Source organism: Microbacterium phosphatis (genome assembly GCF_049177115.1).
GTDB lineage: Bacteria > Actinomycetota > Actinomycetes > Actinomycetales > Microbacteriaceae > Microbacterium > Microbacterium phosphatis.
The window spans coordinates 364375-379641 of record NZ_CP185370.1 but is presented as its reverse complement, the minus strand read 5'-3'; the positions used below and the strand labels follow the sequence as shown (position 1 = coordinate 379641).

Genomic DNA, 15267 nt, shown 5'->3' with positions numbered 1-15267 from the left:
CGATCAGCGCAGGGCCGGCTGCTCGGGGCAGGTCGAGAGGATGCCCGCGATGGCGTCGTGCTCGGCCCGCGTGACCCAGAGGCCGTAGGCGGCCTTCACGGAGACCTGGCGGGCGACGTACGCGCACCGCGTGGGCTTGTGCGGGGGCAGCCAGGTGGCGGCGTCCCCGTCTCCCTTGGACTGATTGGCCGGGCCGTCGACGGCGAGCAGGTTGAGCGGATCGTTCGCGAAGCGCTCCCGCACCTCCGGAGCGAGCTGCTGCGCGCCCTTCTGCCACGCATCGGACAGCGCCACCACGTGATCGATCTGCACCTGCTCGGACGTGCCCTGCCCCCGCTGGAAGGCGATCGCCTGGCCCGTGTACGGATCGGCGAGGGATCCGCTCAGCACCGTGCAGGGCCCGGATCGGACGATGGCCGTCAGGTCGCGCGCGAGCACGTCGTTGCGGGTGTCGCAGCCGTTGCGGTCGATGTCCTTCCAGCGCTGGCCGAACTGCTCGCGCTCATAGCCGGTGCGCGGCGCGCGCCCCTTGACGTCGAGGGTCTCCAGCAGGGCGAGCGCGCTGCCCTCCGCGGCCTCGGCCCCGGGCGCGGGCGCCGCGGTCTCGGGCGCGGCGATCACGCTGGACACGGGCCCCGGCAGCTGCCCGACGCCGAGGACGGCGACCGCTATGCCTGCCGCGATCCAGGGCCAGATGAGGGTGCGGCGGCGACGGCGGGGCTTCAGGAACACTCGATCGACCGTAGCCGCCACCGCGGACATCCCCGCGCCGCCGCGTGTCGCCGGCGGGCCGTTCCGATCCTCGGATCGGGAGCCGGATCAGACGGTGTAGACCGCGTGCACGTCGCCCACGTGGGCGCGGCCGCCGAGGCCCGCGAGCTCGAGGATCACGGCGGAGCCCGCCACCGTGGCGCCGAGGTCGGAGATGAGGCTCTCGGCCGCGGCGAGGGTGCCGCCGGTGGCGAGGACGTCGTCGAAGAGCAGCACGCGCTCATGGCCCTCGAGCACACCCGGCGCCTCGATGGTCGCGGTGCCGTACTCGAGCGCGTACGAGACGGCGGCGGCGGGACGCGGCAGCTTGCCTGCCTTGCGGATCGGCATCATGCCGACGCCGGTGATCGCCGCGGCGAAGCCGGCGAGCAGGAACCCGCGCGCCTCGATCCCCGCGACGATGTCGAACTCGCCCTCGAAGGGCGCGACCATGGCCTCGACCACGGCGCGCAGCGCGGGCCCGTCGGCCAGCATCGGCGACACGTCGCGGAACAGCACCCCGGGCTCGGGGTAGTCGGGCGTCAGGGCGATCAGCGACTCGGCACGGGCCAGGGCTTCGTTCTGCACGGCTTCATCCTCGCGCACCCGCCTGTGACCACGCCTACCCTGGAGCCATGACGCGACTGCAGGCCGATGCCGATGCCACGCGCTGGGTCGCGGTGACCGGATCCCTGGGGCTCCGGGGGCGCCGCCACCGCCGGGCCGCGATCCGGATGCTGCTGGGCCACGGGTCCCGCGCGATCGGCGGCCAGGGGCGCGGCAGCGGGCTGCTCGCGTGGGGTCTCAGCCAGGCCGCTCCCCTGCTGCTGCGGCGCGCCGACGGGCGCGTGCTCGCGTGGGTGTGGAAGGACGACCCGGAGCTGGTCGTCGTGACCGCACAGCTGCAGGAGATCACCCCGCAGCTGCGCACCGCCCGGGCCATGCGCCCGATGGAGTACGACGACACCGAGTCGTTCCGCGGCACCTACCTGGGCGTCGGCGAGAAGCTCGTGCTGCCGCCCGCCGAGGGCCGCGCGCCCCTGGCCGAGTACACCTGGGACACCGGCGCGCACTTCGTGACGGTGACGGCGATCGGCGGCGACCCGGAGCGGTTCGGGACCGTGACCGGGCCGCTCGACGACCTCGCCCGATCCGTCCGCATCGTCGACGATCTGCGGGTCACGGAGGCCACCGGCGTGCTGCGGATCAACCCCGCCTGACGTTCTTCTCCCGCTCAGCGGGCTCTATGCCCTGACTTCACAGGCTATGTCAAGCCCCTCCCTGCGAATTCCCCCGGTGCATAACGTTGAGTCCGCGGGAGATCCCCGCCAAGGAAGGGAGCGCGTCATGGGCTTCATCGCATTCATCATCCTCGGACTCATCGCCGGAGCGATCGCGAAGGCGATCCTGCCTGGGCGGCAGGGCGGCGGCTGGATCGCCACTCTTATCCTCGGAGTCGTGGGTGCCCTGCTGGGCGGCTGGCTCGGTGGGCTGATTTTCGGCGCAGACCTCGGAGGCTTCTTCGATCTGACGACCTGGCTCCTCGCGATCGGTGGCGCGATCATCGTGCTGCTGATCTGGGGCCTCATCACGGGCCGTAGCGGTAACCGCACCACCCGGTGATACGAACGTCGGACGCCCCAGCGGTGTCTGACCGGACGCGGAACCCACCTTCACGAGCCATGTGACCCCGCCAGCGGCGGGCCGGCCCCGGAGGGTGCGGTTCCCACCAGACCAGAACGCCCGTCGCCAATGCGACGGGCGTTCTGGTGTGCCCGGGCAAAGAGTCGCTCAGAACCTTTGACGACGGATTCATCCGATGTCTAAGCTGAATCGACCCGCAAGGAGCCCCGTGAGCACAATCATCAGCGTCGACACATCCGACATCCGCTTCCCCACGTCCCAGCAGCTGGACGGATCCGATGCCATGAATCCGGATCCGGATTACTCGGCCGCCTACGTCCGGATCGCCACCGACGCCGACGACGACCTCGAGGGCCACGGCCTGGTGTTCACCATCGGCCGCGGCAACGACGTGCAGACCGCCGCGATCCGCGCGCTGGCCCCGCGCCTGATCGGCCGCGACGTCGAGGAGCTGCTCGCCGACATGGGCGGGGTCTGGCGCGAGTTCGTCTGGGACTCGCAGCTGCGCTGGCTCGGCCCCGAGAAGGGCGTGATGCACATGGCGATCGGCGCGGTCGTCAACGCGCTGTGGGACCTCAAGGCCAAGCGGGCAGAACTGCCCCTGTGGCGACTGCTCGCGCAGATGACGCCCGAGGAGATCGTCGACCTCGTCGACTTCCGCTACCTGTCGGATGCCCTCACCCGCGACGAAGCCCTCGAGATGCTCCGCGCGGCGCAGCCGGGGCGGGCCGACCGCGAGGCGCAGCTGCTGGCGAACGGCTACCCCGCGTACACGACCACCCCGGGGTGGCTCGGCTACTCCGACGAGAAGCTCGACCGCCTCTGCCGCGAGGCGGTGGCCGACGGCTTCACCCAGATCAAGCTGAAGGTGGGCGGCGACCTCGACGACGACATCCGCCGCCTGAAGATCGCGCGCGACGCGGTCGGCCCCGACATCCGGATCGCCGTCGACGCCAACCAGCGCTGGGATGTGGCCGACGCGATCGAGTGGATGGCGCATCTCGCGCCGTTCGACATCGCCTGGATCGAGGAGCCCACCAGCCCCGACGACGTGCTCGCCCACGCGGCGATCGCGCGCGGGGTCGCCCCGATCCCCGTCGCCACCGGCGAGCACGGCGGCGGGCGCGTGATGTTCAAGCAGATGCTGCAGGCCGAGGCGCTGAGCGTGCTGCAGATCGACGCGACGCGCGTCGCCGGGATCAACGAGAACATCGCGATCCTGCTGCTCGCGGCGAAGTTCGGCGTGCGCGTCTGTCCGCACGCGGGCGGCGTGGGCCTCTGCGAGGCGGTGCAGCACCTCTCGATGTTCGACTTCGTGGCCGTCAGCGGCACCGTCGAGGGCCGGATGATCGAGTACGTCAACCACCTGCACGAGCACTTCGTCATCCCCACCGAGGTGAGCAACGGGGTCTATCACGCCCCCAGCGCGCCCGGAAACGGGATGGAGATGCACGCCGCCAGCCGTGCCGAGTACGAGTTCCGTGGCTGAGGCCCTCGTGCTGCCGGAGCTCGGCTTCGGCACGGCGAACGTCGGGAACCTGCTCGGGGTGCTGCCCGACGAGCAGGCCCACGCGGTGCTCGATGCCGCGTGGGAGGCGGGCATCCGGTACTTCGACACCGCCCCGCACTACGGGCTCGGCCTCGCCGAGCGGCGGCTGGGCGCGTTCCTGCGGAGCAAGCCGCGCGGCGACTACGTGGTCTCGACCAAGGCCGGGCGGCTGCTCGTGCCGGATCGGGACTGGGACGGAGAGTCGCTCGACCTCGGCGACGCCTATCACGTGCCCGCCTCGACCCGACGGCAGTGGGACTTCACGCCCGACGGCGTGCGGCGCTCGCTCGACGAGTCGCTCGAGCGCATGGGGCTCGATGACGTCGACCTGCTCTACCTGCACGACCCGGAGGGCAGCGGTGACGCGACGGCCGCCATCGCCTCCGGCGCCGAGGGGCTGCACGCGCTGAAGGCCGAGGGGCGGATCGCCGCGACCGGCCTCGGCTCGATGACCACCCGCTCGCTCGAGCTCGGCGCCGAGGCGTGGCTCGACGTGCTGATGGTGGCGGGGCGGCTGACCCTCGCCGACCAGCCCGCCCTGGCGCGCGTTGTGCCGTTGTGCGCCGTCAACGGCACACGGATCGTCGCGGCCTCGGTCTTCAACTCGGGCGTGCTGGCCACCGACGATCCCGGCGAGGACGCCCTGTACCAGTACGGCTCCGTGCCGCCCGAGGTGCTCGAGAAGGTGCGCCGCATCCGCGCCGTCTGCCGCTCGTTCGGTGTCTCGCTGCCGGCGGCCGCGCTGCAGTACCCCCGCCGATTCACCCCCGTCGCCTGCGTCGTCACGGGCACCGGCGATCCGGATCAGCTGCGCCAGAACGTCGCCCACGCCACGGTCACCATCCCCGAGGCGCTGTGGGATGCCCTCGCGCAGGAGGGCCTCATCCCCTGAGGGGTTGAGCTGCGTGGTGCGTGCGTGGGGCCCGGCGGCGTCGCGCACTTTCGCCACGCGATGCGGCCATCCCCCGCGCGAGGCAGCCACTCCTGGCGGATCTGTGCGCCACTGCCGTGGCGCGGGCAGATCCGCCAGGGGATGCGCTCAAGTGGGCGCGCGAGCAGCAGTTTTTGACGGATCTGCTTGTTCTCACTCCCTGCGCCACAGGGGTGGGTCGTCCCCAGCCCACTATGTGCGGGGCGCAGTGTTCACAAACCTCTGCGCGGGGTCTGGGCGGGGCCGACGGGGGCCAGCGTGGGAGGCATGCATCCTCCTCGACCTCTGCCGAGCGGCCTCGGCGCCTCCTTCACCGTCGATCGCGCGCGGACGGCCGGGGTCACGCCCGCCCGGTTGCGGGCGTCGGATCTGAGCGCGCCGTTTCATGGGACGCGTGCGAGCGGCGAGGTCGCCGGGCTCGCACGGCTGCGGTTGCTGCTCGCGGTGCTGCCTGCGCACGCCTTCGCGATGGGCAGCACGGCAGGCGCGGTGTGGCAGCTGCCCCTGCCGGGCCCGCTGGAGACGAGAGCCTTCGCGGAGCCGATGATCGGCGTCCCCGCGCCGGCCAACCGGATCCGGCGCCCCGGCATCCGGGGGCGGAGCGTCGCGGTGGATCCCGCGGTGATCGGCACATGGCGAGGTGCCCGGATCACCTCCCCCGCCCGCACCTGGATCGACCTGTCGGCCGAGCTGTCGCCCGCGGATCTCGTCGCGGTGACGGACCGGCTGATCCATCACCGCGCCCCGCTGTGCTCGCTGGAGGACCTGCGCACTGAGGCCATGAGGCACCCGCGGCAGAAGGGGGCGGCCGCCCGGGTGAGGTCGCTGCAGCTCGCGAACGACCGCTCCGAATCGCGGCGGGAGTCGCTGCTGCGCGTACTGCTCATCGAGGCGGGCCTTCCCGTGCCCGAGTGCAACGTCGAGATCTGGGATGGCGCGAGGCACGTGGCGCGTGTCGACATGCTGTACCGAGAGCAGAGGCTCGTGCTCGAGTACCAGGGCGACCACCACCGCGACCCGGATCAATGGAGCCGCGACGAGATGCGCCGCGCCGAACTGGAGGCCCTCGGCTACACCGTGACCTACGTCACGCGCCGCGACTTCGATGATCCCGAGCGCCTGGCCGCTCGTGTGCGGCGCCTGCTGGCGATCACCGCACGCAACGCGCGCTGACGCCGCCACATTCGCCAAGGGACGCGTTCTCAGGGGCGGGTCGCCCGCATCTGCTGGCGGATCCTGCCGGCGCGCAGGCGCACCCCGAGGAGGTCGGCCAGCCGGGCAGGGTGGGCAGAATCCACCCTCGCTGGTTGGAAGAACTGCCAGGAAGTGCGGCCTAGAAGCGCCGCAGGCAGCAACCACTGGCTGATCTGCAAGCATCCCGTGGCGGGTCTGCATCCAGCCAGCTCGGGCAGGGCGGATCCGCCAAGGGATGCGGCCTCAGAGGGGGAGAAGTAGCATGCGTTGGCGGATCCGCGGGGGTCACTGGGGGCGGAGGCGGAGGCTGTCCATGCCGCCGTCGACGGCCAGGGTGATGCCCGTGGTGGAGCCGGCGCGGGGGCTGACGAGGTAGGCCACGGCGTCGGCGACCTCGTCTGCCGCGACGAGGCGCCCGTGGGGCTGGCGGGCGTTGAGCGCCGCGCGTTCGGCGGCCGGATCCGACGCCGCGTCGAGCAGGCGCCCCACCCACGGGGTGTCGGCGGTGCCGGGATTGACGGCGTTGACACGGATGCCCTCGCGGAGGTGATCGGCGGCCATCTGCAGCGTGAGCGACAGGACCGCGCCCTTCGTCGCGCCGTAGAGCGCGCGCTCGGGGAGGCCGACGGTGGCGGCGATCGAGCAGGTGTTGACGATCGCCGCGGCCCGCGACTTCCGCAGCCACGGCAGCGCCGCCCGGGCGACGCGCACCATGCCGACCACGTTCACGTCGAACACCCGATGCCACTCGTCATCCGGGTTGGCCTCGATCGTGCCCTGCGCGCCGATGCCGGCGTTGTTGACGACGATGTCGATGCCGCCCATGTCGGCGGCCACCGCGTCGACGCCCGCGCGCACGGTGGCGTCGTCGGTCACGTCGACCACATAGGCGTCCGCGAGGCCGGCGGGGATCTCGCGGTCGAAGATCGCCACGCGGGCTCCGTCCTCGCGGAGGCGCTCGACGATCGCGGCGCCGATGCCCGACGCGCCACCCGTGACGACGGCGACGAGGCCGTCGAGGTGCCCGCTCACACGAACTCCTGACGCTGGCGGCCGAGGCCCTCGATCTCGAGCTCGACGATGTCGCCGGCCTTCAGGTACGGGAACCGGCCCGAGAGCGCGACGCCCTGCGGGGTGCCGGTGAGGATCAGATCCCCCGGTTCGAGTTCGAGATGCTGCGACAGGTGCCACACGATGTAAGGCACGTCGAAGATCAGGTCGGCGGTGCGCGAATCCTGACGCGGCTCGCCGTTCACCCAGCTCTGCAGCCGCAGATCCGACGGGTCGATCTCATCGGGCGTGACGAGCCACGGGCCCACGGGCGAGAAGCCGGGGGCCGATTTGCCTTTGCCCCACTGGCCGCCCGACAGCTCGATCTGCCACTCGCGCTCGGACAGGTCGTTCGCGATGACGTAGCCGGCGATGTGGGCGGCCGACTCGTCGGGCGAGCCGAGGTAGCTCGCGCGGCGGCCGATCACGATGCCGAGCTCGACCTCCCAGTCGGTCTTCTCGCTGGCGCGCGGGATGGCGACGTCGTCATACGCCCCGACCACGGTGTTGGGCGCCTTCATGAACATCACGAGGTTCTTCGGCGGCTCGGATCCGGACTCGGCGGCGTGGGCCGCATAGTTCATGCCGACGCAGTAGACGGCGGAGGGACGCGCGATCGGCGCGCCGATGCGGACGCCGTCGGCATCGACCGGGAGCAGCTCACCGGCGTCGAGCGCCGCTCGGACCCGGGCGACCGGATCGCTCGCGAGGAACTCCCCCGAGATGTCGGCCGTCACCGGAGTGAGGTCGTAGTACCGGTCATCCACCTGGACGACGGGGCGCTCCGCGCCCCGCTCGCCGAGTCGTGCGAATCGCATCTGTTCCACTCCGAACATCCGAGGTCTGAGGTCGCGCTGACGCGCTTCAGGGCGATCCTAGCACCGGAGCTGCACAGAGGTCGGATGTCTCAGCGCAGGTCCACGCGGGCCGTGAGGCCATAAAACGTTCGTGCCACATCGCCGAAGACGCGGTCGGCGCCCTCGGCACCGACGACCGCGCGCACGGTGTCCAGCGCGTCTCTCACCGGGACGCCCGCGCCGGGGACGCCGGACACCGGCCAATCGCCGCCGAACATGCAGCGCTCGGGGCCGAAGGCCTCCAGCGCGACCCTCAGGAAGTCGGGCCCGAGACCTCCCTCGGCGGGCAGGCCGGAGAGCTTCACGAACACGTGCGGCAGCTCGGCGATGCGCCGGATCGCGGCGGCCCACTCCCGCCCCTCCGCACTCGCGAGCCCCATCGCCACCGCAGGCTTGCCCACGTGGTCGAGCACGGTGCGGGTGCCGGGGGCCTCGGCGAGCAGATCGGCGAGCGTCGGCAGCTGCTGTCGGCGCACGCACGCGTCGAACGTCAGGCCGCTCTCACCCACCGCCCGCAGCCCCGGAACCAGGTCGTCGGTGATCGGCTGATCCTGCAGCAGGTGCCGCACCCCGACCACACCGCGAGTCGCGGCGATCTCATCGAGCCGCAGGTCACGCAGGTCGGCCTTGGCGACGATGCCGCGCAGTCCCGGCCAGTCGAGCGCCGCCACCCACTCCGCCTCCTCGCGAGGAGCGGCCGAGTCGGCCTCGACGAACACCCACTCGGTGATCTCGCCGCCGGCGTCGTCGATGTCCGCCGGCCCGAGATCGCGGTCCAGCGCCGGCAGCGATGCGAGCCACGGGTACGGCAGCGCCGACGGGCGCCACACGTGGACGTGCGCATCGAGCACGCTCATCGTGCCCGCCGCAGCCATTCCTCGACGCCCGCGACGTGCGCCACCATCAGCGCGGCGGCGAGCTCGGGATCGCGGCGGGCGACCGCATCCAGGATCGCGCGGTGCTCGTCGACCGTGCGGGACACCGATCCGCCCTCCGTGATCGCGCGCCAGACCCTTGCCCGCACCGTGCGCCCGGAGAGCGACTCGAGGAGGCTCGCGAGGTACGCGTTGCCCGCCGAGGCCGCGATCCGGTTGTGGAACTCGATGTCGTGCGCGATGAGCTGCTCGATGTCCGGATCGTCGCCGAGCTCGTCGAGCAGCGATCCGATGTCCGCGATCTCCTCGTCGCTCGCCGCGCGCGCGGCCAGCGACGTCGCCTGCGGCTCGAGCATGCGGCGCACCGCGAAGATCTCGAGGATCGAGTCGTCCTGGTGCAGGTCGACCACGAACGACATGGCCTCGAGCAGCAGGTGCGGCTCGAGGCTCGTGACGTACGTGCCGTCGCCGCGCCGCACGTCGAGCACGCGGATGACCTCGAGCGCCTTCACCGCCTCACGCAGCGAACTGCGCGAGAGGCCCAGACGCTCGCTGAGCTCCTTCTCGGGCGGCAGCCGATCGCCCGGGCGCAGCTGCCCCGACACGATCATCTGCTTGATGCCGGCGATCGCCTCATCTGTCACTGCCATACGGGTGAGCTTATTGGTCGGATGTATCGGATGGGGCACTGGAGCCGCCCCGGATGCCGACTCGGGCCTACGGGGCGACGCCGTGGCGGGCCCGGGGCGTTTCGACTCGCTCGTGCCTCGCTCGCTCAACGAACGAGGCAGGGGACGAGCGAGGAGGGGGATGCGGGAGGGGCAGCGACCCCCGCGCGCGAAGCGCGTCGGGATCCCGCGGAGGAGCCGCAGGCACCGGGCCTGGCGGGGCTCGCTCTGCGAGCCGGGACTGCGGCTCCGGAGCGGGATCCCGACGCGCGGGCTAACCCGAGCGAGGCGCCCCCGCCCCGGAGTGTCAGGCCTCCGGAGCGGCGGGCTCGGCCAGGCGGAACCAGACCGTGGCGAGCGGGGGCAGGGCGATCTCGGCGCGGTCGCCCTCGACGAGCACGCGGCCGAGGTTGCCCACGCCCGAGCCGCCGAAGTCGGTGGCGTCGGTGTTGAGTACCTCGTCCCACTGGCCCGGCTGCGGGAATCGCAGGCCGTAGCGGTCGTGGGGCTGGGCCGAGAAGTTCGTGATCGAGACGAGCTGCGAGCCGTCGGCGTCGCGGCGCACCCAGGCGAAGACGTTCGCCTGGGAGTCGTCGGCGACGAGCCACTCGAAGCCCTCCGGGGAGGTGTCGCGGGCCCACAGCGCCGGGGTCTCCTTGTAGCGCGCGTTCATGTCCTTCATCGCGCGGTGGACGCCGAGGTGATCGGGCAGGTCCAGCAGCCACCAGTCGAGCTCGCGCGACTCGGCCCACTCCGACTCCTGGCCGAACTCGGATCCCATGAACAGCAGCTGCTTGCCGGGGTGCGCCCACATGTAGGCGAGGTAGGCGCGCAGTGTGGCGAGCTGACGCCAGCGGTCGCCGGGCGCCTTGCGCAGGAGCGATCCCTTGCCGTGCACGACCTCGTCGTGCGAGATGGGCAGGACGAAGTTCTCGCTCCACGCGTACACCAGCGCGAAGGTCATCTCGCCGTGGTGGTGGGCGCGGTACACGGGGTCTCGGCCGATGTAGCCGAGGGTGTCGTGCATCCAGCCCATGTTCCACTTGAAGCCGAAGCCGAGCCCGCCCTCGGAGGTGGGGCGGGTGACGCCCGGCCACGACGTGGACTCCTCGGCGATCGTGACGACTCCCGGCACGCGCTTGTAGACGGTGGCGTTCATCTCCTGCAGGAACTGCACGGCCTCGAGGTTCTCGCGGCCGCCGTGCTTGTTCGGCGTCCACTCCCCCGCCTCGCGCGAGTAGTCGAGGTAGAGCATCGAGGCGACGCCGTCGACGCGGAGGCCGTCGGCGTGGAACTCCTCGAGCCAGTACAGGGCGTTGGCGTAGAGGAAGTTGCGCACCGGCGGGTTGCCGAAGTCGAAGATGTGCGAGCCCCACTCCTTGTGCCAGCCGCGCTGGGGGTTGGGGTCCTCGTAGAGCGGCGCGCCGTCGAAGCGGACGAGCGCCCACGGGTCGGTGGCGAAGTGGCCGGGCACCCAGTCGAGGATGACGCCGACGCCGGCCTGGTGCAGGCGGTCGATGAGCAGACGCAGGCCGTCCGGATCGCCGAAGCGGCTGTCCGGGGCGTAGTACGACGTGACGTGGTAGCCCCACGAGCCGCCGAAGGGGTGCTGCATAACGGGCATGAACTCGACGTGCGTGAAGCCGAGGTCCGACACGTAGCCGACGAGCTCGTCGGCCAGCTGCTCGTAGGTCTTGTCCTTGCGCCAGGATCCGAGGTGCACCTCGTAGATCGACATCGGGCGGTCGGTGTGCCCGCGGCCCGCGTCGGCCGCGCGCTGCGCGAGCCACGCCTCGTCGCCCCACTCGTAGGTGGAGGCGTGCACGATGGAGGCCGTCATCGGGGGCTTCTCGGCGTAGCCGGCCATCGGGTCGGCCCGCTCGGTCCAGACGCCGTCGGCGCCCAGGATGGCGTACTTGTAGTGCGTGCCGCTGCCGACGTCGGGAACGAAGATCTCCCAGACACCCGACGAGCCGAGGCTGCGCATGGGGTGCTCGCGGCCGTCCCAGTTGTTGAAGTCGGCCTTCAGCCGCACGGCGCGCGCACGAGGCGCCCACACCGCGAAGGCGGCGCCGGTCACGTCGGGCACGACTCCCAGGCCGTCGAAGGTCTTCACGTGGGCGCCGAGCACCGTCCACAGCTGCTCGTGGCGGCCCTCGCCGATCAGGTGCTGATCGACCTCGCCGACAGTCGGAAGGAAGCGGTACGGGTCGTCCTTCACGGTGGTGGTCACCGCGTCGCCCTCGCCGTACGAGGTGGCGACCCGGTAGGTCGGCACCTGCTCGACGGGCAGCACGCCCGCCCAGATGCCGTCCTGCTCGTGGGCCAGCTCGATCTCGTACTGGCCGTCGGGGAACCGACGCGACGCGGCGCCCTCGAATCGCACGGCCACCGCGGCGGCGAGCGGCTTCAGCACGCGCACGGTGACGGCCCCGTCGTGGGGGTGCGCGCCGAGCACGGCGTGCGGGTCGTGGTGCATTCCCGACGCCACCGCCGCCAGGACGGATCCGTCGACGGGCAGGATCTGGGGCTCAGTCATCGGGTACCGATCCGTTCCAGCGCGGCCAACGGGATTCCGATCCACGTCGGGCGGTTGCGCTTCTCGTAGACAGCTTCATAGACGGCCTTGTCGGCCACGTACGCATCGAGCAGGACGCCGCGCTCGCTCTCCGACCCGGCGTCCTCACCCAGCGAGGCCACGTATCCCTCGAGGAAGTGACGGCGCGCGCGGGCCGACCACTCGCGAGCCCGCTGGGCGCGGAGGGCGGCCTCGGGCTCGTCCGCTCCCACGGCGCTCAGCTCGACCACACGCGCGGCGTAGTCGAACGAGCGCAGCATGCCGGCGACGTCGCGCCAGGGCGAGTCGGGAAGGACGCGCTCGGCGAAGGGCCGGCCGGGCTCTCCCTCGAAGTCGACGAGCTTCCAGCCCTCGGTGGTGCGCAGCGTCTGGCCGAGGTGCAGGTCGCCGTGCACACGCTGCACGTCGAGGCGACCGAGCTCGCAGACCGCGTTGTACGCGGCCCGCAGGCGGTCGCCGTACGGCTCGATCTCGGGCACGATGCGCGCGGCCTGCTCGAGGCGCGCGATCATCTGGCCGGCGAGCTCGGACGTGCTGTCGGCCCCGCGGCTCTCGACAGGGAAGCTCTCGCGGAGCATCAGATGCACCGCGGCGAGCGCCTCGCCCAGACGTGCGGCCTCGCCCGCGAAGTCGCCTCCGGACTCCTCGACGCTGAGCTCGAGGTCGGCGAGCAGTGTGCGCACGCTGCCGGTGGCGAGCTCGAAGCCGTCGGTCGCGGTGCGCAGGAACTGCTGGATCATCGCCAGCTGCAGCACGCCCTCGCCGCCGTCGAGGTCGATCTCGACCCAGCCGAACAGGGCCGCGATGTCCGCGGAGCCGCCTCGGGTGAGCACCTCGTGGATCTCGATGTCGGGGTTCACGCCAGGGCTGACCTTGCGGAACACCTTCATGATCGCGGTGTCGTCGAACCGCAGCGATGAGTTCGACTGCTCGCCCGTGAGGGGCGAGGGCACCAGCTCGGGGTCGAGCGTGGTGCCCGCGACCCGGTGGAACCGCAGCCCGCCGCGCTCGGCGGTGCCGGTCTGCTCGGCGTCGACGAAGCCCTCGAGCCAGATGCGCATCGCGGCGCGGTCGTGCACGCCGTCGTAGACGTGGCGCAGCCCGCTGTCGGTCTCGACGGACCCGACGAACGCGTAGGCGATCCGGTCCTGCGGCTCGTCGTACGACGACAGCGGCACCTGATAGCGCTCGGATCCGCCCTCGTCGTCGGAGTACTCCACCGTGACGAGGTAGACGGTGGCGCGCAGGTCGTCGACGCCGTCGGACAGCTCGGCGAGCTGGCGCACGTCGCCCACCCGGAAGGGGCGTCCCTTGCCCCCGAACCAGCGTGTGCGGGAGAGATACGCCTCCCAATCGATCCCCGCGGTGTTCATTCCCTTTGGCTCGTTCACAGCAGTCCCACCTCCTCCGACTCGACCGCCGGCGCATGCAACTGGAACCAGTAGAACCCATGACCGCCCAGCGTCAACAGGTACGGCAGCTCGCCGATCTGCGGGAAGGCCACGCCGCCGATCAGCTCGACCGGGACCATCCCCTGGAAGCGACGCAGATCCAGCTCGACGGGCTGCGGGAACTGCGACAGGTTGTTGACGCAGACGATGACGTCGACCGATCCGTCGGCGTTCTCGTGCTCGCGCGAATACGACAGCACCGACGGGTTGGATCCGCCGAGGTCGTTGAAGCTTCCGAGGCCGAACGCCGGGTGGCGCTTGCGGGCCTGGATGATCTGGCGCGTCCAGTGCAGCAGCGACGAGCGGTTCTCCTGCTGGGCCTCGACGTTGACCGCCAGGTAGCCGTAGACCGGGTCCTGCACCACGGGCAGCGAGAGCTTGCCCGGGTTCGCGGACGAGAAGCCGGCGTTGCGGTCGCTCGTCCACTGCATCGGGGTGCGGACGCCGTCGCGGTCGCCCAGCCAGATGTTGTCGCCCATGCCGATCTCGTCGCCGTAGTAGAGGACGGGCGACCCGGGAAGCGACAGCAGCAGGGCGGTGAACAGCTCGATCTGGTCGATGTCGTTCTCGAGCAGGGGCGCGAGGCGGCGGCGGATGCCGATGTTCGCCTTCATCCGCGGATCCTGCGCGTACTCGTTCCACATGTAGTCGCGGTCCTCGTCGGTGACCATCTCGAGCGTGAGCTCATCGTGGTTTCGGAGGAAGATGCCCCACTGGCAGCCGGACGGGATCGGCGGCGTCTGCGCCAGGATCTCGGAGATCGGGAACCGCTGCTCGCGACGGACCGCCATGAAGATGCGGGGCATCACGGGGAAGTGGAAGCACATGTGGCACTCGTCGCCGCCGACCTCGGGGTTGCCGAAGTAGTCGACGACGTCGGCCGGCCACTGGTTCGCCTCGGCCAGCAGCACACGACCGGGGTACTCGCGGTCGACGACCTTGCGCACCATGCGCAGGAACTCGTGCGTCTCGGGCAGGTTCTCGCCGTTGGTGCCGGGGCGCTCGTAGAGGTACGGCACCGCGTCGAGGCGGAAGCCGTCGAGCCCCATGTCCAGCCAGAAGCGCATGGCGTCGAGCATCGCCTCGTGCACCTTCGGGTTGTCGAAGTTGAGGTCGGGCTGGTGCGAGAAGAACCGGTGCCAGTAGTACTGCTGGCGAACGGGATCCCACGTCCAGTTGCTCGGCTCGGTGTCGACGAAGATGATGCGGGCGTCCTCGTACAGCTCGTCGGTGTCGCTCCACACGTAGAAGTCGCCGTAGGGCCCGTCGGGGTCGCGGCGGCTCTCCTGGAACCACGGGTGCTCGTCGCTCGTGTGGTTCATGACGAAGTCGATGATGACCTTGATGCCGCGGGCGTGCGCGGCGTGCAGGAACTCCTGGAAGTCGTCGGTCGTGCCCAGCTCGGGCAGCACGCCCGTGTAGTCGGCCACGTCGTACCCGCCGTCGCGCAGCGGCGACGGGAAGAACGGCGGCAGCCACAGGCAGTCGACGCCGAGCCATTCGAGGTAGTCGAGCTTCTCGATGAGACCGCGGAAGTCGCCCATCCCGTCGCCGTCGCTGTCCTTGAAGGACCGCACCAGCACCTCGTAGAAGACCGCGGTCTTGAACCAGTCCGGCTGGGCGCGATCGGCGATCTGATCCGGGAAGGGCTCCTGGGACAGGATCGGGATCGACGAGGTGTACGGAGCGGGCTCGGGAGTCATGCAGTTCCTCCTTAGGC

General features: G+C 71.1%; 14 protein-coding genes. 5 read left to right on the top strand and 9 right to left on the bottom strand.

The genetic code is table 11. The features are described 5' to 3' along the window. Positions 1-3: 3 nt before the first annotated feature. Both ACOKGD_RS01765 and ACOKGD_RS01760 read right to left on the bottom strand, forming a co-directional pair. Positions 4-732 (bottom strand): HNH endonuclease family protein, encoded by a 729-nt coding sequence (locus ACOKGD_RS01765; RefSeq protein WP_342336389.1) that lies wholly within the window; start codon positions 730-732, stop codon positions 4-6. A gap of 87 nt (positions 733-819) precedes the next feature. Beyond that, positions 820-1338, bottom strand: coding sequence for an adenine phosphoribosyltransferase (locus tag ACOKGD_RS01760; protein WP_342336388.1), 519 nt, complete (start codon positions 1336-1338; stop codon positions 820-822). 47 nt (positions 1339-1385) lie between these two features. Between ACOKGD_RS01760 and ACOKGD_RS01755 the strand changes: the two genes are divergently transcribed. The 5 genes from ACOKGD_RS01755 (at position 1386) to ACOKGD_RS01735 (ending at position 6047) form a co-directional block, all read left to right on the top strand. Then, complete coding sequence (locus tag ACOKGD_RS01755; protein ID WP_342336387.1) at positions 1386-1970, top strand: hypothetical protein; 585 nt, start codon at positions 1386-1388, stop codon at positions 1968-1970. A gap of 127 nt (positions 1971-2097) precedes the next feature. After that, positions 2098-2373 carry a GlsB/YeaQ/YmgE family stress response membrane protein gene (locus ACOKGD_RS01750; protein ID WP_342336385.1) on the top strand — a complete coding sequence of 92 codons (276 nt, stop codon included), beginning with the start codon at positions 2098-2100 and terminating at the stop codon, positions 2371-2373. A gap of 229 nt (positions 2374-2602) precedes the next feature. Beyond that, positions 2603-3883, top strand: coding sequence for an L-fuconate dehydratase (locus ACOKGD_RS01745; RefSeq protein ID WP_342336383.1), 1281 nt, complete (start codon positions 2603-2605; stop codon positions 3881-3883). Next, positions 3876-4835 carry an aldo/keto reductase gene (locus ACOKGD_RS01740; RefSeq protein WP_342336382.1) on the top strand — a complete coding sequence of 320 codons (960 nt, stop codon included), beginning with the start codon at positions 3876-3878 and terminating at the stop codon, positions 4833-4835. The genes ACOKGD_RS01745 and ACOKGD_RS01740 overlap by 8 nt, the downstream gene beginning before the upstream one ends. A gap of 306 nt (positions 4836-5141) precedes the next feature. After that, the gene (locus ACOKGD_RS01735) at positions 5142-6047 is read left to right on the top strand and encodes an endonuclease domain-containing protein (protein ID WP_342336381.1); all 906 of its coding nucleotides are present in this window, start codon (positions 5142-5144) and stop codon (positions 6045-6047) included. A 306-nt stretch (positions 6048-6353) separates the two neighbouring features. Here ACOKGD_RS01735 and ACOKGD_RS01730 read toward each other — a convergent pair whose 3' ends face one another. The 7 genes from ACOKGD_RS01730 to treS form a co-directional block, all read right to left on the bottom strand. Further along, positions 6354-7100: an SDR family NAD(P)-dependent oxidoreductase gene (locus tag ACOKGD_RS01730; protein WP_342336380.1), complete on the bottom strand. Its 747-nt coding sequence runs from the start codon at positions 7098-7100 to the stop codon at positions 6354-6356. Further along, positions 7097-7936 (bottom strand): fumarylacetoacetate hydrolase family protein, encoded by an 840-nt coding sequence (locus ACOKGD_RS01725; RefSeq protein WP_342336379.1) that lies wholly within the window; start codon positions 7934-7936, stop codon positions 7097-7099. Before ACOKGD_RS01725 ends, ACOKGD_RS01730 begins: the two co-directional genes overlap by 4 nt. 89 nt (positions 7937-8025) lie before the next feature. Beyond that, on the bottom strand, positions 8026-8832 hold the full coding sequence (locus ACOKGD_RS01720; protein ID WP_342336377.1) for an amidohydrolase family protein: 807 nt from the start codon (positions 8830-8832) through the stop codon (positions 8026-8028). Then, entirely contained in the window at positions 8829-9500 is a 672-nt protein-coding gene (locus ACOKGD_RS01715) for a FadR/GntR family transcriptional regulator (protein WP_342336376.1), read from the bottom strand. Before ACOKGD_RS01715 ends, ACOKGD_RS01720 begins: the two co-directional genes overlap by 4 nt. Positions 9501-9825: 325 nt before the next feature. Next, on the bottom strand, positions 9826-12057 hold the full coding sequence (gene glgB / locus ACOKGD_RS01710) for a 1,4-alpha-glucan branching protein GlgB (RefSeq protein ID WP_342336374.1): 2232 nt from the start codon (positions 12055-12057) through the stop codon (positions 9826-9828). Beyond that, positions 12054-13469, bottom strand: coding sequence for a maltokinase N-terminal cap-like domain-containing protein (locus ACOKGD_RS01705; protein WP_342336372.1), 1416 nt, complete (start codon positions 13467-13469; stop codon positions 12054-12056). The genes glgB and ACOKGD_RS01705 overlap by 4 nt, the downstream gene beginning before the upstream one ends. Before the next feature lie 14 nt (positions 13470-13483). Continuing rightward, positions 13484-15250: a maltose alpha-D-glucosyltransferase gene (gene treS / locus ACOKGD_RS01700; RefSeq protein WP_342336370.1), complete on the bottom strand. Its 1767-nt coding sequence runs from the start codon at positions 15248-15250 to the stop codon at positions 13484-13486. Positions 15251-15267 lie beyond the last annotated feature (17 nt).